At 67.6% G+C, this 21,765-nt stretch carries 18 protein-coding genes and 1 pseudogene; 1 reads left to right on the top strand and 18 read right to left on the bottom strand.

All coding sequences use genetic code 11. The annotated features are described in order from the left end of the window. Window positions 1-13 precede the first annotated feature (13 nt). The 7 genes from ribD to ACQCVD_RS01535 all read right to left on the bottom strand — a co-directional run bounded on the left by ribD (window position 14) and on the right by ACQCVD_RS01535 (window position 7,371). Window positions 14-1,039, bottom strand: coding sequence for a bifunctional diaminohydroxyphosphoribosylaminopyrimidine deaminase/5-amino-6-(5-phosphoribosylamino)uracil reductase RibD (gene ribD, locus ACQCVD_RS01565; RefSeq protein WP_426821928.1), 1,026 nt, complete (start codon window positions 1,037-1,039; stop codon window positions 14-16). A gap of 3 nt (window positions 1,040-1,042) precedes the next feature. Next, window positions 1,043-1,714 carry a ribulose-phosphate 3-epimerase gene (rpe, locus tag ACQCVD_RS01560; RefSeq protein WP_426821927.1) on the bottom strand — a complete coding sequence of 224 codons (672 nt, stop codon included), beginning with the start codon at window positions 1,712-1,714 and terminating at the stop codon, window positions 1,043-1,045. A 61-nt stretch (window positions 1,715-1,775) separates the two neighbouring features. Continuing rightward, complete coding sequence (locus ACQCVD_RS01555; protein ID WP_426821926.1) at window positions 1,776-3,281, bottom strand: RsmB/NOP family class I SAM-dependent RNA methyltransferase; 1,506 nt, start codon at window positions 3,279-3,281, stop codon at window positions 1,776-1,778. Beyond that, entirely contained in the window at window positions 3,278-4,234 is a 957-nt protein-coding gene (fmt, locus tag ACQCVD_RS01550) for a methionyl-tRNA formyltransferase (protein ID WP_426821925.1), read from the bottom strand. Before fmt ends, ACQCVD_RS01555 begins: the two co-directional genes overlap by 4 nt. A 19-nt stretch (window positions 4,235-4,253) precedes the next feature. Then, complete coding sequence (gene def, locus ACQCVD_RS01545; protein ID WP_426821924.1) at window positions 4,254-4,763, bottom strand: peptide deformylase; 510 nt, start codon at window positions 4,761-4,763, stop codon at window positions 4,254-4,256. Window positions 4,764-4,902: 139 nt separating this feature from the next. Beyond that, on the bottom strand, window positions 4,903-6,417 hold the full coding sequence (locus tag ACQCVD_RS01540) for an NAD(P)H-hydrate epimerase (RefSeq protein ID WP_426821923.1): 1,515 nt from the start codon (window positions 6,415-6,417) through the stop codon (window positions 4,903-4,905). A 738-nt stretch (window positions 6,418-7,155) separates the two neighbouring features. Beyond that, complete coding sequence (locus ACQCVD_RS01535) at window positions 7,156-7,371, bottom strand: hypothetical protein (RefSeq protein ID WP_426821922.1); 216 nt, start codon at window positions 7,369-7,371, stop codon at window positions 7,156-7,158. An 855-nt stretch (window positions 7,372-8,226) separates the two neighbouring features. Here ACQCVD_RS01535 and ACQCVD_RS01530 point away from each other — a divergent pair. Next, entirely contained in the window at window positions 8,227-8,628 is a 402-nt protein-coding gene (locus ACQCVD_RS01530; RefSeq protein WP_426821921.1) for a hypothetical protein, read from the top strand. Between the two features lie 505 nt (window positions 8,629-9,133). Here ACQCVD_RS01530 and ACQCVD_RS01525 read toward each other — a convergent pair. The 11 genes and pseudogenes from ACQCVD_RS01525 to carA all read right to left on the bottom strand — a co-directional run bounded on the left by ACQCVD_RS01525 (window position 9,134) and on the right by carA (window position 21,726). Further along, window positions 9,134-9,592 (bottom strand): DUF6640 family protein, encoded by a 459-nt coding sequence (locus ACQCVD_RS01525; RefSeq protein WP_426821920.1) that lies wholly within the window; start codon window positions 9,590-9,592, stop codon window positions 9,134-9,136. 254 nt (window positions 9,593-9,846) lie between these two features. Then, window positions 9,847-9,984: pseudogene (locus ACQCVD_RS01520) on the bottom strand (acetamidase/formamidase family protein); the annotation flags it as partial. A 75-nt stretch (window positions 9,985-10,059) separates the two neighbouring features. Beyond that, window positions 10,060-12,084, bottom strand: coding sequence for a primosomal protein N' (locus tag ACQCVD_RS01515; RefSeq protein ID WP_426821919.1), 2,025 nt, complete (start codon window positions 12,082-12,084; stop codon window positions 10,060-10,062). A gap of 11 nt (window positions 12,085-12,095) precedes the next feature. Beyond that, entirely contained in the window at window positions 12,096-13,310 is a 1,215-nt protein-coding gene (gene metK, locus ACQCVD_RS01510; RefSeq protein ID WP_426821918.1) for a methionine adenosyltransferase, read from the bottom strand. A 122-nt stretch (window positions 13,311-13,432) separates the two neighbouring features. Then, entirely contained in the window at window positions 13,433-14,713 is a 1,281-nt protein-coding gene (gene coaBC, locus ACQCVD_RS01505) for a bifunctional phosphopantothenoylcysteine decarboxylase/phosphopantothenate--cysteine ligase CoaBC (RefSeq protein WP_426821917.1), read from the bottom strand. Between the two features lie 174 nt (window positions 14,714-14,887). Then, the gene (gene rpoZ, locus ACQCVD_RS01500; RefSeq protein WP_426821916.1) at window positions 14,888-15,178 is read right to left on the bottom strand and encodes a DNA-directed RNA polymerase subunit omega; all 291 of its coding nucleotides are present in this window, start codon (window positions 15,176-15,178) and stop codon (window positions 14,888-14,890) included. A gap of 81 nt (window positions 15,179-15,259) precedes the next feature. Then, window positions 15,260-15,832: a guanylate kinase gene (gmk, locus tag ACQCVD_RS01495; RefSeq protein ID WP_426821915.1), complete on the bottom strand. Its 573-nt coding sequence runs from the start codon at window positions 15,830-15,832 to the stop codon at window positions 15,260-15,262. A 4-nt stretch (window positions 15,833-15,836) separates the two neighbouring features. After that, entirely contained in the window at window positions 15,837-16,160 is a 324-nt protein-coding gene (gene mihF / locus ACQCVD_RS01490; protein WP_426821914.1) for an integration host factor, actinobacterial type, read from the bottom strand. A gap of 209 nt (window positions 16,161-16,369) precedes the next feature. Further along, the gene (pyrF, locus tag ACQCVD_RS01485; RefSeq protein WP_426822079.1) at window positions 16,370-17,203 is read right to left on the bottom strand and encodes an orotidine-5'-phosphate decarboxylase; all 834 of its coding nucleotides are present in this window, start codon (window positions 17,201-17,203) and stop codon (window positions 16,370-16,372) included. 17 nt (window positions 17,204-17,220) lie between these two features. Further along, window positions 17,221-20,568, bottom strand: coding sequence for a carbamoyl-phosphate synthase large subunit (gene carB / locus ACQCVD_RS01480; protein ID WP_426821913.1), 3,348 nt, complete (start codon window positions 20,566-20,568; stop codon window positions 17,221-17,223). Window positions 20,569-20,574: 6 nt separating this feature from the next. Then, a complete protein-coding gene (gene carA, locus ACQCVD_RS01475; RefSeq protein ID WP_426821912.1) occupies window positions 20,575-21,726 on the bottom strand; it encodes a glutamine-hydrolyzing carbamoyl-phosphate synthase small subunit in 1,152 nt (383 codons plus the stop codon). Between the last annotated feature and the right edge of the window lie 39 nt (window positions 21,727-21,765).

Raw genomic sequence — 21,765 nt, 5'->3', positions numbered from 1 at the left:
GTTCCTGGGCTACCTATGCCTTTCTCGTCATTTCCAGCAGGACATCCTGGTCCAGGCGGGTGACCCGGTCCAGGTCGAAGCGGGCGGCCCCGCTCAGGGTCTCCGACACCGCCTGTGCCAGCACCGCATGGCCCTGCCCCAGCAAGGTCGGGGCCACATAGGCCTGGATGGCGTCGACCAGCCCGGCGGCGAGGAATCCCGCCGCCAGGGTAGCGCCACCCTCGACCAGCACGTCGCGGGCTCCTGCCTGGAACAACTCCCGCAGCGCGGCGGAAATTTCCGGGTACTGCTCGAAGCCGAGTTCGTGCAGTTTCGGGGCCGCCTCCGCGGTGATTTCCCGGTGGCCGATGACCACCCGGCGGGGCTGGTGGTCCTGCAGAGAGCCGTCGATCCGGCGGGCGGTCAGCGCTGGGTTGTCCACGAGGGCCGTGCCGGTGCCGATGATGATGGCGTCCCGGCGTCGCCGGTCCTCGTGGACGTGCCGGCGGGCCACGGGGCCGGTGATCCACTGGCTGCTGCCGTCCCTGGCGGCGGTGAATCCGTCGAGGGTCTGCGCGAACTTGAGCGTCACATGGGGCCGGCCGAACCGGGTGGCGGTCAGCCAGGGACGCAGAGTCGGTGCCTCGATGCTGAGCTGGGTCACCTCGACGCCGCGGTCCCGCAGATGGGCGGCCCCGCCGCGGGCGTTCGCGTCCGGGTCCCCGTGGACGTAGTACACCCGTGCCACCCCGGCGTCCGCCAGGGCGTGGCTGCAGGGCCCCGTGCGGCCGGTGTGGTTGCAGGGCTCCAGGGTCACCACGGCGGTGCCCCCGCGGGCGGCCTCCCCGGCCTCCCGCAGGGCCATCACCTCAGCGTGGGGCCCGCCGGGCGGTTGCGTGGCACCTACGCCGACGAGTTCCCCGGCGGCATTCAGGATCGCCGCGCCCACCGGGGGGTTCGGGCTGGTGGTCCCGCGCACCTGCTCAGCGGCGTCGAAGGCGGCGGTCAGCGCAGCGGTCAGTGCGGGGTCACCGGCCATGGCGGAGAAGTCTGCGGCCATGGCTCAACGGGCCCCCGCGGCCAGACGGCGCAGCTCAGTCACGGCCGTGTTGGGGTCCGCGGCACCGTAGACCGCGGAACCGGCGACGTAGGCGTCACAGCCCGCAGCCGCCGCCTGCTCGATGGTTTCCGCCGAGATGCCGCCGTCGATCTCGATCAGGGTGTCCAGGCCCTGCGCGTCGATCTCCCGGCGCAGCGAGCGGACCTTGTCCAGCTGGTCGGGCATGAAGGACTGACCGCCGAAGCCGGGCTCCACGCTCATCACCAGCACCTCGTCGAAGTGCCGCAGCTCGGGCAGGTAGGGCTCGATCGGGGTGCCGGGGCGCAGGGAGAATCCCGAGCGCACCCCCTTCTCCCGCAGCGAATCCGCCAGTGCCACCGCACCGGCCACGCCGTCGACGGCCTCGACGTGGAAGATGATGCAGTCGGCGCCCGCGGAGATGTGGTCATCGACCCACTTCTCCGGGTTCTCGATCATCAGATGGACGTCCAGGGGCTTGTCCGTGACCCGGTTGACGGCGGCCGTGATGCCGGCCCCGAAGGAGAGGTTGGGCACGAAGTGGCCGTCCATGACGTCAACGTGGATCCAGTCCGCGTCGGGGACAGCCGCGATCTCCCGGTCGAGCCGGGTGAAGTCAGCGGCGAGAATCGAGGGCGCGATGATCGGGTTAGCCATGGCGCTGATCATACCCGTCCCCGCCACCGCCCCAGGTCACTGCATCCGGATGGCTCGGCGGCTACTTTCCGGGTTTGCGGAGCACCGCGAAGAACATCGCGTCCGTGCCGTGCCGGTGCGGCCACATCTGGACCGACTTCCGTCCCCCGGTCCCGGTCATGCCGGGCACCAGCCCGTGCGCGTCCAGTTCCTCCACTTGACCATCCGCGAGGATCTTGTCCACGACACCGCGCGTCTCCCTGAGGTCCGGGGAACAGGTGGAGTACACGATGACTCCGCCCGGCCGGACCAGGTCGACGGCTGAGGCCAGCAGCTCGGCCTGGAGGACGTTGAGTTCTGCGATGTCCTCGTCCGCCTTGCGCCAGCGGGCCTCGGGGCGGCGCCGCAGCGCGCCCAGACCGGAGCAGGGGGCGTCGAGGAGCACGCGGTCATAGCCGGGCTCCAGGCCGGGATCGCGGCCGTCGCCGACGCGGACCGTGACGGGCAGATCCCCCACAGTCTTGCGGATCAGTTCCGCGCGGTGCTCGGAGATCTCGACGGCGTCGACCTTCGCGGCGTCGATCCGCGCCAGGGCGCCGAGCAGTGCGGCCTTGCCGCCCGGTCCCGCGCAGAGGTCCAGCCACCGGCCTTGATCAGGGCCGTCAATCTCCGCCTCCGCCACGGCCCGGGCGATCAGCTGGCTGCCCTCGTCCTGGACGGCGGCCAGCCCGGAGCGCACCGGTTCCAGCTCCCCGGGATCACCGGCGTCCAGGTAGACGGCATAGGGCGAGTACTTCCCCTCCTCCGCGCCGATGGACAGCGCCAGTTCCTCGGCGCTGATTTCGCCGGGGCGGGCGACCAGGTGCACGGTGGGCCGCTCCGAGTCCGCCGCGAGGGCATCCGGAAGCTCCTCGCTGCCGAGGACACGGGCGAAGGATTCGGCGATCCAGGTCGGGTGCGCGTGCCGGAAGGCCAGTCCCGCGATCTCGTCTTTCGGGGCGAGCTTGTCCAGCCACTGCTGCGGCGTGCTGCGGGAGATGGTGCGCAGGATACCGTTGGCAAAGCCCTTGGCCTTGACCTGACCGACACCCTCGACGATGCGCACGGTGGTGTCCACGGCGGCGTGCGCCTCCACCCGGGTGTAAAGCAGCTGGTAGGCGCCCAGCCGCAGGGCGTCGAGCACCTCCGGGTGGATCTGGGGGAGCTGCCGGCTGGAGCAGTCGGCGATCACCGCGTCCAACACACCCAGGGTGCGCAGGGTGCCGTAGGTGAGTTCGGTGGCGAAGGCGGCGTCGCGCCCGCTGATCTTGCGCTGACGCAGGAGCTTGGGCAGCAGCAGGTTGGCGTAGGCCTCGTCGGCGCGTACCCGACCGAGCACCTCGAAGGCCGCGGTGCGGGCCGCGTCCACCCCGAGGCTGCGGGCCCGCGGGGCGTTGCGCTGCTTGTCGACGCCCTTCCTGCCGCCTGTGGGCTTCCCGCCGCTCTTGCCGGCGGGGCGCTGGCCCTGGTGGGTCTTCTGCCGGGCGGGCTTCTCGGCGGCCTTCTTCGTCCGGGCGCGGAATCCCCCGCCGTTGTTGTTCGGGCTCATGCCAACTCCAATCCGGTGGTCTCCTGCAGACCACGCGACCAGTCGAGTGCGTTCATCATCTTCTTCCCCGGCGGTTGGATCCGGTCCAGCCGCACCGGGGTGGTCCCCGTGCCCACGTGGATCGCGTCCTTGGCGATGTGCAGCTGGCCGGGTGCGAGGTTGGTGACCTCGGGGCTCAGCGCCGTCGTCTCCACCGGAGTCACGGGCCCGACCTTGACCCGGTCCTGCCCCAGCAGGCTCCAGGCACCGGGGCCCGGGGTGTGGGCCCGGATGTGCCGGTCCACCGCGAAGGCCGGGGCGGACCAGTCGATCCGGGCGTCCTCGGTGGTGATCTTGGCGGCGTAGCTGGCCTCGCCCTGCTGCGGCTGCGGGACGATCTCCCCGCTGGCCAGGCCGTCCATGGTGGCCGCCAGCAGGTCCGCCCCGGAGTGGGCCAGGCGGGTCAGCAGGTCGTCCGCGGTGTCGGTATCGCGGATGGTTTCGGTGACGGTGCCCAACACCGGACCGGTGTCCAGGCCCTTTTCGATGCGGAAGGTGGAGGCGCCGGTGATGTCATCGCCGGCGCCGATGGCGGCCTGCACCGGGGCCGCACCCCGCCAGGCCGGCAGCAGGGAAAAGTGCAGGTTCACCCAGCCGTGCGGGGCGATGTCCAGCAGGTCCTCAGTGATGAGGTTGCCGTAGGCCACCACCGGCAGGCAGTCCGGGGCCAGCTCTCGCAGGCGGGCGCGCAGGGCGTCGCCGTCCTCGGTGTCCGGCTTGAGGGTGGTCGGGGTGAGCACCTCGATGCCGTGTTCCCGGGCGAGGGCGGACACCGGTGAGGGGTGCAGGGTGCGGCCGCGGCCCCGGCGCGCGTCGGGGCGGGTGATGACGGCCAGGATCTCGTGCTCGGAGTCCAGTAGCCGCTGCAGGGCCACGACGGCGGGTTCGGGGGTGCCGGCGAAGATGAGTCGCATAGTTGTGCTGTGTCCTGTCTTAGGAGTTGAACCAGGTGGAGTTGCGGATCTCGCGCATGGCGGACTTGCGGGTCTCCGGGTCGAGCCGCTTGAGGAAGAGCACGCCGTCCAGGTGGTCGGTTTCGTGCTGGATACAGCGGGCCATCAGCCCGGAGGCGAGCAGGGAAACCGGGTTACCGTTCAGATCCCGGCCACTGAGCTGCACCGTGTTGTAGCGGGTGGCGGGCACGGAGACGTCCGGGATGGACAAGCAACCCTCCTTGCCGGTCTGGGTCTGCTCACCCACCGGTGTCCAGACAGGGTTGATGATGTGGCCGCGCTGGCCGCCCTCGACGTGGGAGCAGTCGTAGACGAACACCCGGCGCGTCACGCCCACCTGGTTCGCGGCCAGGCCCACGCCGTCATGGGCGTCCATGGTGTGGAGCATGTCCTGGACCAGGATGGCCAGACTCTCGTCGAATTCGGTGACTTTCTCGGCCGGGGTGGTCAGTACCGGGTCGCCGAAGATGCGGACGTCGCGGATGGTCATTGGTTGGCGGGGCTCCTTCGTGCTTTCTTGTTCTCGCTGCACGTAGTCTACTGCCGGGCCGGAGGCGGACCTGACACGCGTTGCCCGGTGCGAGGAAAGGGAGCGCGGGGAGGTGGGCGGAATGACTACGCGCGGCGGCTCATCCCCGTTTCGAGGCAGCAGCGAGTTGGACGGCGGAGACCGGCCAGTGCGGTGCCAGCCGCTGCATCCGATCCGCCAGGAAGATCAGGGTATAGGAGTACGCCACGGCGCGCAGGCCGGCAACCACTGCCTCGATCCCCTGCACGCGGGTCAGCGGCACCACAGGGTCCTCATGTCGGCGACGGGCCCTCCCCCGAAAAATCCGGTGCGGTGAGCTGGTGTGGATGTTCCGCTCCCCCAACCGGATGACGTCGGCCGCTGAGGAGAGGGCGTCGTGCCCGGCGTCCCGCGTGATCAGGATGGTTTTGGCCTCCCGGTGCTGCAGCAGGTCCACCAGATCCGTTCCGGCCACCGTGTCCGCGGCCCGGGGTCCGAGGATGATGGTCTGCTCCTGGAGCAGTACTTCCCGGAGCAGAGCAGCATCGCGGGTTTCGACGATCCAGGAGTCCGGTGGCTGGGCGGCAGCGGAATCGAGGTCGAGGTGGACATCGACGTCCGGGTGCCGGGTGATGACCGGTGTGAGACTGCTCTGCTCCGCCAGCAGACCCAGTCGGTGCCAGGTGCCGGCGCCGCGGAGCGTCTGTAGGACAAGCAGCCCGAAACCGAGGCAGTCCGACTCCCCCACCACCACGTTCACCGCGGCGGGGCGGACCTCCCGCCATTCCTCCTCGGGCGGTCGTGCATAAGCCGGGGTCATCGCGTCCACGCTGCACGGCACTTCGAATCCCGCGGCCGGAGAGATCAGGCGGCCGAAGCTCTCCGGCCACTCGCGCCCGAGCTCGAGACCACAGCTGGCCAGGAACACCATCCCGCAGTGCTCGCCGGTGTGGGCCCGGCGCAGCCCGCCCAGCGCGAGGGTCAGGGTGGGCGGCTGGCGTAGTTCGCTGTCCGGGAAGTTCGAACGCAACGGCGGTACAGCCCCGGTGTCCGCGACCACTCCCGCTGGAACATCCACGGCGATCGAGGGAAACCGTCCACTGGCCTCCGCCCAGCTGGCCAATAGACCCGTCAAGGTGCCCCGGAAGCCGCTGCCGACAATCGCCTCAAGGATGATTCCGTGGCTGTGGCCGATGTCTTCCTCGATCACGTGGGCTCCAGTGATCACCGTCCCACCCGCAGCGAGTAGCTCGGTAAGCAGCTGCCGGTTCGGGTGGTCTTCCGGATACTCCTGTGCGTAGGCAGCATGCGGGGAGCCCAGAATCATCACGTCCACCGGCCGCCCGCGCTGCGCCAGCAGTACCCCGGCGCGCAAACCGTCCGCACCATTGCCACCCTGCCCAACCAGCAGCAGGATCCGGGGGCTCTGGCTGCCCCGCAGCGGGCTATCGATCATCGCCTCAGTCAGATCAGCGATGGCGCGGGCCGCCATTGAGTGGATCCCATCACGCAGCGGACCGAAGTCCCCGATCCTGGTGGCCAGGTCCTGATTCACGATCCAGCCGTACAGCTGCTTCCCCTCCGGCAGGGTGAGAGGAACCTGCTCCACTGCCTGGTCGATGGCCTCCTGCGTCACGATGGCATGGATGGTGACGAGCCTATAGTGCAGGAGGCTGAGACGAGGAGGGTGTGGGTTAGCACTGTTGGCTGACAGCGTCGGTGGGCGGGCAGCTGCCGCGCCGGGATAGTGGTGGTATTCGGCGCTGTGATGGGATCGCCGAATTCTGTTTCCGATGGGCTTTTCTGATGGTGAGATGGGTCGGCGTTGTTGCGTTCCGCCATGCTCGCTCAATTTCTGGCCGGCACGCTCAGTGCTGGGCGAGGAGGTACGTATCCGCGATGCCGTACCCGACAGTGTGCCGCTACCTCTTTCGATACAGAGAGTAAGTGACGGGTTAAATGACTGTGGCGCGCAGCTTCGTTTGGCGGTTTGTTGTCAGGGTCAGAAGACCTTTGCATAGATGTCAGAAGGCGCCTACACAGGCTCGCCTGACCTCGTGTTCTCCGACCAGACCGGTTGCTCCCGACATGACTGACTGCATGGTGTCGCCTGTGTGCACCGCCGCTTGGCCAGCATGCCGGATTCGCGAGAAGGCGTTCTGCCATGGCTTATCCGCTTAATTATTGAGGGCTGTTTACACAGATGAGGTGCGCTTTCAGGCCCAGACAAACGGGATGGGGGCAGGGTTTTACTGCTGCGATTGGAGGATGCGTTCTCAGTACCAACAGGGTCTGCACTCGGGAGCTGATCGAGCTGCCCGACACGTCAATACCGACGGCGTCGAGGCGTTGGTTCTCACAGTGGAGCGCAGTGTTACTGGCCACCGTTGATCTGAAGATAGTGATCGATAAAGGGCATGAGCGGAGTGAATATGTCGGAACTCAGCTGCGCGGGGCCAGTCAACGCATTGTTGCCCATTCCGCCAATCAGCATGGTGATAAGAGAAAGACCGATCGGCACAGCGGATAAACTTGCGATCCCTTCTACTAGGGCGGAGTAGATATCCGACGGGATGAGATTGAGATCCATGGGGTGGGCTCCTTAGTTGGTGATAAAGTTGAGTTCATCTTCTCTCTAAGGTCGGTACTTGAAACCGTTTCCTACGGGGTAGGTCTGGTCGCCAGAAGTTCCTTTTCCTGTGACCGCGATTCTCAGCCTGTTGTGCCGGTGAAAGCTTACCCAGAGTTCTATACGTCGCCGGCCAGTTGCGCCCGGAGATCTCCGCGGAGTCCTCTAAGTATCCAAAGCATGCTGCTAGAGATGCAATCGGGGCGTCCCCTGAATCGTGACGCGCTCGGAGCACCGTCGACGAGCTCGCGGACGCTGGCTATAGTTAGCCACTGTGGCGTCGACAACCGCAGGCTCCTTATTTGCGTCTCCTTCCGCCGCATTTGCAGTGCTTCAGCCACGGTGTGTTGCGGCATTTTTCTCCCTGCCAGTTGAGCACGGCGATAAAGCCAATACTCATCGGATTCCCGACCAAAAGAGCGCGATGGATTTCCCATTCCAACACACGCGGGATCGGGAAGACGGTCTCCCTGAGCCCCGTGCTCACAAGGGTGGGTGCCCTAGTTGCCAGAAGAGCGATAGAGCCGCTCACCATGCCAATCAGTCCTGCCTGGGCAGCTCCACAGGACCAGTGAAGCGAGCTATCCGACTGCCACGAGCACATCGTCCGGAACAATCATTCAGCCAAACGATCGCTGCTTTCTTGACGAGCTCAAATCGCCGGCTTATCTACTGAAAAGGCCGGAAATTCTGCACTCTTTTGGCAGTAATACCCTGATGAAACACGCACGGATTGTACGGTCCTGGCGCGGACCGTTTTACTAGCCGATGGAAGCAGCCAAGGATGATTGTTGACCCTGGGTTATTATCGGCGGAATGTCTAGATTACGTATTATCCGAGCCCATGCGGGTCTTTCCATCGCATTCATTATCGCATGGATTGCATTTGCATTGGCCTTATCCGCCGTATCGTTTAAGGCCTCCGTGCTGTCGAGCGTGATAATCGGATGTTTGGCGGTGATCTCATCAGTGGGTTGTTTGATTGCTTTTTGGCGTGCCCGCCGCTCGGTCGGACATAGCGAAGAAAGAGGAAACCCATTTTTATTCGTGATTGGTTCCCTCTGCCTTATTGCCGCTTGGGGCACAAGCGTCGCTGGTTGGTTTGAGGAATACCAAGCGGGTTCAGCACTCCCGATAATCAATCTTGCCTTTCTTCTCTTGCCTATTGGCGCAGTTTGCGCGATTGCCGCGACTAAGGCCCTGCCGCAGTCCGGATAGTTACCTCAAGTTCCGCCGCCTCGCGGCACTGAGCGCAAACATACAAACCGGGAAGGCGGTTTGGGCGTTAGCACTTCTGCTTCCGGACGTCACCTCCGTGACCACAGCATGGCGAGCGATGCGGCACATCCCGGAATGCAGCCGCGTTGCCGCACGGAACATCTCACTGTCCCTAGGTGGTGGCCGGTAGGCCGTTCGATTCACGATGCGCTCGAGCGGGTGCTGCTGCAAAGTGGAGTGAAGAGTCGATGAGACGCGATCTCTAACTGGCTGGCCATCTTCCACGGCCCAGATGCCCAGCCCGTCTCGAGCATCAGGCTAACGTTCACCGCACCTGGGTCAGGTAACACATGAGGCAGTGTACCTGGTCAAACGGCCAGAGCTGCCGACTTTCCCGCCGGTCTTGCCGATGACAGCGAATACCTCTCAGCCTTTAAGGTCTACGTCACCACCACGGGTTGCGCTCTCCTCCGCACCCGACATCAGACCACGTTTCACCGCAGCCTTATCCGGATCGCCCACGCGAATGAACGCCACGTACCTCCAACAGATAACCGAGCGCCACGAGCCCAAGCATGCCGCCAGCGGCGAAACGCTCGTCGATCCATACCCCGCCGATAGGCGGAATCCGTTCCGGAAACTCCGACTGCAGGCCTTGCGCGCCGGGAAAGAGGAAGGCGGTGCCCATCGATCCCCAGAAGAAGGCCGGCAGCAGCGCACCGGCCGCAGTTCCGCTCGGCTTACTCTCCTGCCGCAGGTGCAACGCCACCAGCCCGGCCGTGCCCAGCAGCGCGCCCAGGGAAATGGTCTGGGCGTCGTGAAACCGTGCGTGGGGCGGCCAGGAAGGGTTGAACAGATGGGTCCGGTTCCAGTCCGCCAGGAAGCCGCCCACCGCGGTGGCTCCCGCCACAAAGGTCAGGACTTTCCGGCCGGTGGACATCCTGCGGACTGCTCTCATGCTCATGGTCAACACCTCCCCAGCAATTCCCGGAGTTTGCCGAAGACGGAGCCGGCCGGCTGGGCCACCTGCTCACCGAGCCGACGGGTGGCGGGTAGCAGAGCGGTCTTGTCTTTGGGCACCGTCCGGAGAATGTCGTCGCCGGACAACTGCTCACCACCGACCCGTAGCGGCTGCAGGCCGGAGGACACCTGATGGAGACGAGAGGTGCTGGGCCGGATGTCGGAGATGGCGGTGGGCAGGTACAGGGCCGCACAGGCGTCGCTGATGTCGACCACGAGCAGGTCCCCAGGTTTTGCGCCCTCCACCCGGAACGGGCCGGAGAGCTGGTGGCCCAGATGAAAGGGCGTGGGGAGCATGTCCCCGGCGGATTCGTCGTTGCGGACATGACCCGGGAATGGGCGAGAGTTGCCCAGGGGGAAGATGGTCTCAGCCATGGCCCCATGTTAGAGAGAAATTGTGACCGCGGACACCTACCCCACGTGCACCGGATCCACCTGAATCCGCAGCGGCAGGTCATCCTTGCGGGCGGCCCGGGCCACCATCGCGCTCCGCAGCGCCTGGCCGAGTTCGGACCGGGGCCCCAGCGGGGTGCGCAGCATCAACCGCTGCGGCGGGCCATACTTCCGCTCGTCGTACTCCCCCGGCAGGCTCACCCCCGGTGGCAGGTCCACGGGTCCCAGCACCTGGGTTCCGGCGGGCAGCTCGATGATCTCCATGAAATGCTCCAGGGAGGCACTCGCCCCGTCGACGGCCGCCATGTGGACCGCCGGTGGGAAGCCGACCTCGCGGCGCTGGGCCAGCTCGGTGGCGGCGGCGCCGACCATGTCCCAGCGGACCAGTGCCTGCACCACGGGCAGGGTGGAGTCGGCGACCACCACCACTTCCCCACCGAAGTTGCGGGCCTTGACGCGGGTGGCCACCGCCGACCACTTCGCCAGGGTCTCCTCGGTGGCCCGCAGATCCTGCCGACCCAGCAGCGCCCAGGTGTCCAGCAGCAGAGCGGCGCCGTACACCCCGCCGGTGATCCGGGGTTCGGCCCCGGGAGTGGCGATCACCAGCCGGGGTCCGTGTTCCAGGGTGTCGATGACCCGGTTGCCGCCCGAGGTGCTCACCGGCACCCCGGGAAAGGCCCGCCCCAGTTCCTCAGCGGTGCGTTGGGTGCCCAGCACCACGGCGCGCAGCTTCGGCGAGCCGCACTCGCCGCAGCGGTGGCGCGGGTCGGGCCGACCGCACCACCGACAGGTCGGTACACCGGCGTCTCCGGGTTGTCCCGCTGGAAGACCGAGCGGTCCGTTGCAGTTCCGGCAGCGGGCTGGGGCCCGGCAATTCCCGCACGCCAGGGTGGGCACGTAGCCCTTGCGGGGCACCTGGACCAGCACCGGGTCCTTGTGCTCCAGGGACTTGCGCACCGCGTCGAACGCGATCCTCGGCAACCGGGCCGAGCGCGCCATCGGATCCCGAGCCAGTTCAAAGTCCGTCTCCCCCACGGCCCGGATCCACGGCATCCGGTTGCGCAGCGTGTCCCGCGGGGCCACCAGATCGTGGGCCCAGCCCGACTCCACCAGCAGCTGGGTCTCCGCGGTCCGGGAATGCCCGGCCAGGATCAGGGAACAGCCCTCCTGCACCGAGCGGGTGGTCAGCACCTCCCGGGCGTGCGGGTAGGGCGCGCGCGGATCCACCAGGTTGTCGTCGCCGTCGTGCAGCAGAACCGCCAGCCGCAAATCATGAACCGGGGCGAAGGCCGCGCTGCGGGTACCGATCACCAGTCGTCCCTGGCCGCTGAGCACCGACAGGTAGCGGCGGTAGCGGCCCTGCGGCCCCAACCCGGCGTTGAGCACGGTGATCTGCTTAGCCGCCACGATCTCCCGCAGCGCCTCCTCCAGCTGGTCGAGGTCGCGCTGGTCGGGCACCACCACTAGGGCCCCACCGCCGTCGATGACCACCTTGGCCGCCAGGGCCGCCACCGCCGAGGCCCAGTCGCCGCCGGGGGCGATCTGCCAGGCGGCCCGGGCGGTGGTGCCCGCGAGCACGGCGTCGACGAAGGACTGCCCGTGTCGGTACACCGCCCACGCGGACAGGTCCGGCTCCTGGGTGGTGCCCAGCTCCTCCCAGGGGGTGGCGGTGTCGGAGTTTTCCGCCTGGGCGTGCCGGCTGGGGATGGCGGAGCGGATGATATCGGAGCGCACGCCGCCGTAGCGCTCAGCCAGCGCCTCCACCAGCGTGCGGGTCTGCTCCGGGAAGACCACCACCGGGGAGATGACCCGTTCCAGCCAGCTCAGGTTGCCGCGGTGTCCCGTCTCGGTGGTGCGCTCGATGACCAGGGCGTCCACCAGGCGTCCGGCGAAGCGGATGCGCACGCGCACGCCGGCCTGGACCTGCGGGTCCTGTTCGGAGTCGATGCGGTAGTCAAAGAGCCGGTCGAGGTGGGCCAGGCCCAGAAGGGGAAGAACCCGCGCCACCGACTTCGTGGAAGCGGGGACGCGGGGTGAAGCCATGAGGGTTTATTCTACAGGCCCGCGGCCTCGCGCAGCTGAGCGGCGCGGTCGGTGTTCTCCCAGGGCAGCTCGATGTCGGTGCGGCCGAAATGACCGTAGGCGGCGGTCTGCGCGTAGATCGGGCGCAGCAGGTCCAGCTCGCGGGTCAGGGCCGCCGGGCGCAGGTCGAAGACGGCCTCCACGGCGGCCTGGATGGCCTCGTCGTTCAGGCCCCCCTTGGCGGTGCCGAAGGTCTCCACGTACAGGCCAACGGGCTTGGCGCGGCCGATGGCGTAGGCCACCTGGACCTCGGCGCGGTCGGCCAGGCCGGCGGCGACGATGTTCTTGGCCACCCAGCGCATGGCGTAGGCGGCGGAGCGGTCCACCTTGCTCGGATCCTTGCCGGAGAAGGCGCCGCCACCGTGGCGGGCCATGCCGCCGTAGGTGTCCACGATGATCTTGCGGCCGGTCAGACCGGCATCCCCCATCGGGCCACCCAGGATGAAGGAGCCGGAGGGGTTGATCAGCAGATTCAGCTGATCGGTGGCGAAGTGCGCCAGGCCGGCGTCCTCGAGCACCCAGTTCAGCACGTGTTCGCGCAGCTGCGTGGTCAGCCACTCCTGGGAGACATTCGGGTCATGCTGGGTGGAGATGACCACGGTGTCCAGGTGGGAGGGGGTGTCACCGTCGTAGGCGAAGGTGACCTGGGTCTTGCCGTCGGGGCGCAGGTTGGGCACGATGCCCTCCTTGCGGACCTGGGTCAGGCGCCGGGCCAGACGATGCGCCAGCGCGATCGGCAGGGGCATGAACTCCTCGGTCTCGTTGCTGGCGTAGCCGAACATCAGACCCTGGTCACCGGCGCCGGCACGGTCATCGTCCTCGTACTCGTCGCCGGAGCGCACCTCGTGGGAGTTGTCTACGCCGTGCCCGATCTCCGGGGACTGCTCCCCGATGGCGATGTTGACGCCACAGGTGCTGCCGTCGAAGCCGACCTCGGAGCTGGTGAAGCCGATCTCCTTGAGCTTCTGGCGGACCAGGTTCGGGATCTCGACGTAGGCCTCGGTGCGGACCTCGCCCACCACGTGGACCTGCCCGGTGGTCACCAGGGTCTCGACGGCCACGCGGGAATGCGGATCCCTGTCCAGCAGGGCGTCCAGGATGGTGTCGGAGATCGCGTCGCAGATCTTGTCGGGGTGGCCCTCGGTCACGGATTCACTGGTGAACAGGCGCACGGCGGAATTTGCCACGGATGCTTTCCTTACTTGACTTCAATCAACACAAATTTTCGGTACCCGACCAGGTTAGACTAAGCGGTCTAAGCTTCGCAACGGATGTGCATACGGCTCGGACCGGGCCGGGCCCGACGGACTCAGCGGCCGTCGCCGGTCAGGAGATCGGCGACGCCGCGCAGGATCTGGGCGGCCACCACCGCCTTCGACCCGTCGACGACCTCGGTCACCCCGGGACTGTCCTCGTCCGCGGTACGGGCGAGCAACCAGCCGCGGTTGCGCTTTTCCCCGAATACCTTGCCCACCCCGACCTCGTTGCACATCAACAGGTCACAGCCCTTGCGCGCCAGCTTCGCGGTGGCGTAGTCGAGGGCGGAATGCGTGTCATCGCCGGTCTCCGCGGCGAAACCGACGATCACCGTGTCCGCCGGCACCTCCCCTGCAGCACGGGCCTCGACCAGGGTGCGCAGGATGTCCGGATTCTCCACCAGGTGGAGGGTCTGCAGACCGGTCTCGTCCCGGCTGCCCTTCTTCATCTTCGCGCCCGCAACCTGGTCCGGGCGGAAGTCGGCCACGGCCGCGGCCATGATGACCACATCCATCTCCGGGGCCCGGCGGGCCATCTCCTCCGCCATTTCGGCGGTGCTGACCACCCGGACGATCTCGGCGCCGGCCGGGGTGGGCAGCTCGACCACGTTGCCGACGACCAGGGTGACCTGGGCCCCGCGCTGCGCGGCGATCTCCGCCAGCGCATACCCCTGCCGCCCGGAGGAACGGTTTCCGATGTAGCGCACCGGATCGATGTTCTCCTGCGTGCCCCCGGCGCTGATCAGCACCTTCCTGCCTGCCCAGTCGTGCGGAATCGGCTGGTCATCCAGCACCGTCCGTGTCAGTTCCGCGATCTGCTCCGGGTCCGGCAGCCGGCCGGGCCCGGTGTCCCTGCCCGTCAGCCGCCCGTGGGCGGGCTCCATCACGGTGATCCCCCGTCTACGCAGGGTGGACACGTTCTCCCGGGTGGCGGCGTTGTACCACATCTCGGTGTGCATGGCCGGGACCACGATCACCGGGCAGGTGGCCACGAGCACGGTGGCCGTGAGCAGGTCATCCGCGCGTCCGATCGCCAGCCGGGCGATCAGATCCGCGGTGGCCGGGGCGATGACGATGGCGTCCGCCTCCTGCCCCACGCGGACGTGCTGGACCTGGTCGACGGCATCGAAGACCGTGGTGGCCACGGGATGGCCCGAGAGGGCCTCGAAGGTGGCGGCACCGACGAAGTTCAAGGCGGACTCGGTGGGCACCACCCGGACGTCGTCGCCGTGTTCCTTGAGGTCGCGCACCACATGGCAGGCCTTGTAGGCGGCGATGCCACCGGCGACCCCCACCACGATTTTCCTTGCCTGCTGGCCGCTGGGCTGACTCACTTGCTCTCGCACCTCACCTGGGTTGCCGACTGCTGCCGGGAGGAAATTCTGTCCGCCTCGAGCCTACCCAGAATACGACGACGGCCCCGGTACCGCACTCCCTTTTTTGCAGGAAGCACGGTACCGGGGCCGTCAGCGAGCGGTCGGGCCGCATCGCCGGGCGACGCGGTGGGCCTACTGGCCTTCCTCGTGGTCGAGGAGGTCAGCGTCGATCTCGCGCAGGGCGATCGACAGCGGCTTCTCCCCCGGCTCCGGGGTCACCAGCGGACCGACGAACTCGAAGACTCCCTCGTCCGCCTGCTGGTAGTAGCTGTTGATCTGACGCGCGCGCTTCGCCGCGAAGATCGCCAGAGCGTACTTGGAGGAGACCTTCTCCAGCAGTTCGTCGATCGGCGGGGCGGTGATGCCAATCGGCGTGTCGTACACGGCCTCGGCCTTCGGGATCTCGTTGCTCACGTTGGTCACGTACACCTTTTCACTTGAAAACACTTCTTCTCACCCGCCGCCACCCGGCGCCGGGCACACCCACCTTGACAGGTGCTAAGGTCATCTGCCCTGCAGGATATCACTGATGGCCGAAACAGCGTCATCGACGTTGTCGTTGACCACCACGTAATCGAACTCATCCTGTGCGGCCAGCTCAGCGCGGGCGGTCTCCAGACGGCGTGCGATCACGTCCTCCGGTTCCGTTCCCCGGCCGGTCAACCGTTCCACGAGGGTCTCCCAGTTCGGCGGGGCCAGAAACACGGTCCGGGCCGCCGGCAGCATCTGGGCGACGTTTCGCGCGCCCTCGAGGTCCACCTCGACCAGCACCGGGCGCCCCTCAGCGAGGGCCTTCTTGACCGGTGCCGCCGGGGTGCCGGACCGCTGCAGCCCACCGTGGATCTCCGCCCACTCGAGCATGTCACCACAGTCGATCGTCGCCTGGAACACCTCGGGGCTGACGTAGTAGTAATCGCGCCCCTCAACCTCCCCGGGACGCGGTGCCCGGGTGGTCATGGAGACGCTGAAGTACAGGTTCGCGACATCACTGCGAAGGCGATTAACCACCGTGGATTTACCCACGGCCGAGGGGCCGGCCAGAACGACCAGCTGAGCCTGGGGGTTATCGCCGATCATGCTCCTAGTCCTCGGAGAATCCGAAGCGCTCCAGCAGGGCACGACGCTGGCGCTCACCGAGGCCGCGCAGACGACGGGTCTGGGCGATCTCCAGCTCCTCCATGATCTCCTTGGCCTTCACCTTGCCCACCTTCGGCAGGGCCTCGAGCAGGGCGGAAACCTTGGTCTTGCCGATGATCTCGTCGGTCTGTGCCTTGTCCAGCACGGCCTTGAGGTTGGTGTCGCCTCGCTTGAGGTTCTCCTTCAGCTCCGCACGAGCCTTGCGGGCCTCAGCAGCCTTTGCGAGGGCTTCCTTGCGCTGCTCATCGGTCAACTTGGGAAGGGCCACGGGTTCCTCCGATTCAGATTAATGGGATGTTCTACCAGTACATGGTGTACCAGACATCGACGGGACGGAACCGCTGGGACACGAGTAACCGTCCCCGCCGAGTTTCGATCAGTCTAGCACTAGAGCGAATTACAACCCGCATTTCGTGCGTGTTTGAGCACGTCAACGCGTTGCATTTCACAAACTAGCAGGTCGTGCACCTGAGGCACTCACCTGGGCAAACCAGGGAAATCCACGGCCGCGTCGGCCACGGCTTTCCGCAGGTCAGCAACCTCCGGCCCGGCCGTGAGGATCGCCCGGGAGATGTTCGGGAACGCCAGACCCGCCACGCCGGCGGCAACCCGGTCGACGTCCACGGCGGTGGCACCCTGGGCGCCCACGCCGGGCAGCAGCACCGGGCCGTTGAGCTCCGCCAGGCTCGGCGGCGCCCCCAGGGTCGCCCCGACGACGACGCCCAGGTTGCCGGCCCGGCCCTGGCTACCGTGCGCGGCGTTGTATCCGGCGAGCTCGTCGACCACCCGCTGGGCCAGCGTGCGGCCGTCCGCGCCGGTGATCGACTGCAGTTCCACCGCCTCCGGATTGGAGGTCGCGGCCAGGACGAACACTCCCCGACCGGTCTCCTCCGCCAGCTCCAGGACCGGACGCAGTGCGCCCACCCCCAGGTACGGCGAGACGGTCACGGCGTCGGAGAGCAGCGGGGAGCCGTCGGCGAGCCACGCCCGGGCATAGCCGGCCATGGTGGAACCGATGTCACCGCGCTTGGCGTCGGCCACCACCAGGCAGCCTGCCGTGCGCAGTGCGGCGATCGTCTCCTCCAGCACGGCGAAGCCGGCCGAGCCGAAGCGCTCGTAGAACGCCACCTGGGGCTTGACCAGCGCGGCGGTGCCGCCGAACGCGGCCACGCAGATCCGGCTGAACTCCGCCAGCCCCGCGGCGTCGTCACGCAGTCCCCAGGACTCCAGTAGCTCCGGGTGCGGGTCGATACCCACGCACAGCCGGCCTCGTTCGGCGGCCAGGTCGCGCAGCCGCTCGCCGAAGGTCACCACCTGGTCACCGGCCACTACTGCTGCCCCACCACGGTGTGCTCGAGCTCCTGCAGGGCGCGCACACTCAGCTCGCTGTTGCGCAGCGCCTCGATGCCCTGGACGGCGGCGGTGATGCCCTGGACGGTGGTCACCAGCGGCACGCCCTGGGACACGGCGGCACCGCGGATGTCGTAGCCGTCGTGGCGGGCCCCGGCGGAACCGGCCGGGGTGTTCAGGATCAGGTCCACCCGACCGTCCTTGATGAGATCGACGATGGACTGGCCCTGGGCCCCTGCCTTGACCTCGTTCTGCTTGAGCACGGTCTCGCACTCGATACCGTTGCGCTGCAGCATCGCGGCGGTGCCGGCGGTGGCCAGGATGTGGAAACCGCGGGCGGCCAGCTGCTGGATCGGCAGGATCACGGTGCGCTTGTCGCGGTTGGCCACGGAGACGAACACCGTGCCCTCCGTCGGCAGCGCGCCGAAGGCACCGGCCTCGGCCTTGGCGTAGGCGGCGCCGAAGTTGCCGGCCAGCCCCATGACCTCACCGGTGGACTTCATCTCCGGGCTCAGCAGGGTGTCCAGCATGGTGCCGTCCTCGCGGCGGAAGCGGTTGAACGGCAGCACGGCCTCCTTGACGGCGATCGGGGCGTCCAGCGGCAGCGAGCCACCGTCGTAGGAGGTCGGGATCATGCCCTCGGCCTGCAGCTCCGGCAGGGTGGCGCCCAGCATGATGCGGGAGGCGGCCTTGGCCAGGTGCACGCCGGTGGCCTTGGACACGAACGGCACGGTGCGCGAGGCACGCGGGTTGGCCTCGATGACGTAGAGGATGTCGTCCTTCAGGGCGAACTGGACGTTCATCAGGCCCTTGACGCCGATGCCGTGGGCCAGCGCGGCGGTGGACCGACGGACCTTCTCGATGTCCTCGGCGCCCAGGGTCATCGGCGGCAGGGCGCAGGCGGAGTCACCGGAGTGTACGCCGGCCTCCTCGATGTGCTCCATGACGCCGGCCAGGTAGACGTTCTCGCCGTCGCAGAGGGCGTCGACGTCGATCTCGATGGCCGAGTCCAGGAAGCGGTCGACCAGCACCGGGTGATCGGTGTTGAGTTCCGTCGCCCGGTTGATGTAGTCCTCGAGCGAGGTCTCGTCGTAGACGATCTCCATGCCGCGGCCGCCCAGCACGTAGGAGGGGCGCACCAGGACGGGGTAACCGATCTCGCCGGCCACGGCCTTCGCCTCCGGGAAGGAGGTGGCGGTGCCGAAGGCGGGCGCGGGCAGGCTGGCGCGGTGCAGGACCTCACCGAACTCGCCGCGGTCCTCTGCCAGGTTGATGGCCTCCGGGGAAGTGCCCACCACGGGCACCCCGGCGTCCTGCAGGCGCTGGGCCAGGCCCAGCGGGGTCTGTCCGCCGAGCTGGACGATCACGCCGGCGACGGTGCCGGACTGGGACTCCGCGTGGTAGACCTCCATGACGTCCTCGAAGGTCAGCGGCTCGAAGTAGAGGCGGTCGGCCGTGTCGTAGTCGGTGGAGACGGTCTCCGGGTTGCAGTTGACCATGACGGTCTCGTACCCGACGCGGGACAGTTCCAGGGCGGCGTGGACGCAGGAGTAGTCGAACTCGATGCCCTGGCCGATGCGGTTCGGACCGGAGCCCAGGATGATGACCTTGTCCTTCTCGGTCTGGGGCTCGACCTCGGACTCGGCGCCCGGATCGAGCTCGTAGGCCGAGTAGTGGTACGGGGTCCGGGCCTCGAACTCGGCGGCGCAGGTGTCCACCGTCTTGAACACCGGGCGGATGCCCAGGGACCAGCGCAGGCTGCGCACGCCGTCCTCACCGGCGAACTCGGGGCGCAGGGCCGCGATCTGGGCGTCGGACAGGCCGTGATACTTGGCCTCGCGCAGCAGGTCCGCGTCGAGGACCGGGGCGTCGATCAGCGTGCGGCGGAAGTCGACGACGGTCTGCAGCTCGGCCAGGAACCAGGGGTCGATGCCGGAGGCCTCGTGGACCTGCTCGATGGTGGCGCCGAGCCGCAGGGCCAGCTCGACGTCGTACATGCGTCCCTCGGTGGGGCGCTGGAGGTCCTCGAGCACGGCGGCCACGTCGGTGGCGCGCTCACCGGCGACGGCCTCGTCGGAGACGGTCCAGAAGCCGGTGGCCTTGGTCTCCAGCGAACGCATGGTCTTGTTCAGCGCGGAGACGTAGTTGCGGCCGATGCCCATGGCCTCCCCCACGGATTTCATGGTGGTGGTCAGGGTGTCGTCGGCGCCGGGGAACTTCTCGAAGGCGAAGCGCGGGGCCTTGACGATCACGTAGTCCAGGGTCGGTTCGAAGGCGGCCGGGGTGGAGCCGGTGATGTCGTTGGTGATCTCGTCCAGGGTGTAGCCGATGGCCAGCTTCGCGGCGATCTTGGCGATCGGGAAACCGGTGGCCTTCGACGCCAGGGCCGAGGAGCGCGACACACGCGGGTTCATCTCGATGGTGACCAGGCGGCCGTCGGCGGGGTTGATGGCGAACTGGATGTTGCAGCCGCCGGTGTCCACGCCGACCTCGCGGATGATCGCGATGCCCTGGTCCCGCATGGTCTGGAACTCGCGGTCGGTCAGGGTCATGGACGGCGCCACGGTCACGGAGTCACCGGTGTGCACGCCCATGGCGTCGACATTCTCGATGGAGCAGATGACCACGACGTTGTCGTCGGCGTCGCGCATGAGCTCCAGCTCGAACTCCTTCCAGCCGAGGATGGACTCCTCGATCAGGACGTTGGCCTCGGGCGAGGCGGCCAGGCCACCGCCGGCGATGCGGTCCAGGTCCTCGTTGTTGTAGGCCAGGCCGGAACCGAGTCCGCCCATGGTGAAGGAGGGGCGGACCACGACGGGCAGACCGAGCTCGGCGACGGTCTCATGGACCTCGTCCATGTTGTGGCAGACCCGGGAGCGGGCGGACGCACCGCCGATGGAAGCGACGATGTCCTTGAACTTCTGCCGGTCCTCGCCGCGCTCGATGGCGTCGATGTCCGCGCCGATCAGCTCCACGCCGTGCTTGTCGAGGATGCCCAGGCGGTCCAGCTGGATGGCGGCGTTCAGGGCGGTCTGCCCGCCCAGGGTGGCCAGGACGGCGTCGATCGGGTGACCCTGCTCGGCCTCCTTGGCGAAGATCTTGTCGATGTAGTCGGGCTCGATGGGCTCGACGTAGGTGTGGTCGGCGAACTCCGGGTCGGTCATGATGGTGGCCGGGTTGGAGTTGATGAGGGTGACCCGCAGGCCCTCCTCCTTCAGCACCCGGCACGCCTGGGTGCCGGAGTAGTCGAACTCGCAGGCCTGACCGATGACGATCGGGCCCGATCCGATGACCAGGACGTGGTTGATGTCGTTGCGCTTGGGCATGTGTTCTTAACCCTCCTGGGTGGTCTTCTGCTGGGCGGACATGAGCTCGAGGAACTGGTCGAACAGTGGGTTGGCGTCGTGCGGGCCGGCCGCGGACTCCGGGTGGTACTGCACGGCGAAGGCGCGGCCGCTTTCCAGGGCCACCCCCTCGACGCAGTCGTCGTTGAGGCAGGTGTGGGTGACCTGGGCGGGACCGAAATCGGTGTCGAAGGTCTCGCCGGGCTTGCCCTGCAGGGCGAAGCCGTGGTTCTGCGAGGTGATGTCGATCCGGCCGGTCTGGTGGTTGATCACCGGCACGTTGATGCCGCGGTGCCCGAACTTCAGCTTGTAGGTGTCCATGCCGAAGGCGCGACCGAGGATCTGGTTGCCGAAGCAGATGCCGAACAGTGGCAGGTCCGCCGCCAGGATCTCGCGGACGATGCCGACCATGGTGTCGGCGGTGGCGGGGTCGCCGGGGCCGTTGGAGATGAACACGCCGTCCGGCTTGTGCTGCTGGATCTCGGCGAAGGGGGTGTCGGCCGGCACGACGACGGTGCGCACGCCGCGCTGCACGAGGCTGCGCGGGGTCGCGGTCTTGATGCCCATGTCATAGGCGACCACGGTGTACTTCGCCTCCCCCTCGGGCTCGAGGGTGTAGAGCGCGTCGGTGGTGACCTCGGCCGCCAGGTCGGCGCCGGACATCGGCGGCTGGGCCTTGACCTCGGCGAGCAGCTCGTCGACGTCGCGGGCGGCGGCCTCACCGGAGAAGATGCCGGCGGCGATGGAACCGTGGTCACGCAGGTGGCGGGTCAGCGCGCGGGTGTCGATGCCCCGGATACCGATGATCCCCTGGGCCTTCATCTCGTCCTCGAGACTGCGGGTGGCACGGAAATTCGACACCCGGACCGCGAGGTCACGGATGATGAGGCCCGCGGCCCAGATGCAGCCGTCCCGGGATTCGCTGTCCTCGTCATTCCAGCCGGTGTTACCGATCTGGGGGGCGGTCAGCGTGACCAGCTGACGGTGGAAGGAGGGGTCCGTCATGGTCTCCTGGTATCCGGACATGCCGGTGGTGAAGACGGCCTCTCCGAGGGTGGTGCCGGTAGCTCCGAAACCGCGACCGCGGAAGACGCGGCCGTCGGCGAGAACCAGCAGGGCATGGTCAGTAGTAGACGTCAAGGCGTCACCTTTCGACTGGGGGTGTTGCTCCACGAATTG

The organism is Corynebacterium halotolerans, assembly GCF_050107895.1.
Taxonomy (GTDB): Bacteria; Actinomycetota; Actinomycetes; order Mycobacteriales; family Mycobacteriaceae; genus Corynebacterium; species Corynebacterium halotolerans_B.
This window is presented reverse-complemented; position numbering and strand designations above follow the sequence as displayed.

Bases quoted from the DNA above. Each gene is read 5' to 3' on its own strand.
- ACQCVD_RS01555 (WP_426821926.1), bottom strand. From the start codon at position 3,281: ATGAGCCCGAACAACAACGGCGGGGGATTCCGCGCCCGGACGAAGAAG.
- carB (WP_426821913.1), bottom strand. From the start codon at position 20,568: ATGCCCAAGCGCAACGACATCAACCACGTCCTGGTCATCGGATCGGGC.
- gmk (WP_426821915.1), bottom strand. From the start codon at position 15,832: ATGATCGGCGATAACCCCCAGGCTCAGCTGGTCGTTCTGGCCGGCCCC.
- def (WP_426821924.1), bottom strand. From the start codon at position 4,763: ATGACCATCCGCGACGTCCGCATCTTCGGCGACCCGGTACTGACCACC.
- ACQCVD_RS01530 (WP_426821921.1), top strand. From the start codon at position 8,227: ATGTCTAGATTACGTATTATCCGAGCCCATGCGGGTCTTTCCATCGCA.
- ACQCVD_RS01515 (WP_426821919.1), bottom strand. From the start codon at position 12,084: ATGGCTTCACCCCGCGTCCCCGCTTCCACGAAGTCGGTGGCGCGGGTT.
- rpe (WP_426821927.1), bottom strand. From the start codon at position 1,714: ATGGCTAACCCGATCATCGCGCCCTCGATTCTCGCCGCTGACTTCACC.
- fmt (WP_426821925.1), bottom strand. From the start codon at position 4,234: ATGCGACTCATCTTCGCCGGCACCCCCGAACCCGCCGTCGTGGCCCTG.
- ACQCVD_RS01525 (WP_426821920.1), bottom strand. From the start codon at position 9,592: ATGAGCATGAGAGCAGTCCGCAGGATGTCCACCGGCCGGAAAGTCCTG.
- ribD (WP_426821928.1), bottom strand. From the start codon at position 1,039: ATGGCCGCAGACTTCTCCGCCATGGCCGGTGACCCCGCACTGACCGCT.
- ACQCVD_RS01535 (WP_426821922.1), bottom strand. From the start codon at position 7,371: ATGGATCTCAATCTCATCCCGTCGGATATCTACTCCGCCCTAGTAGAA.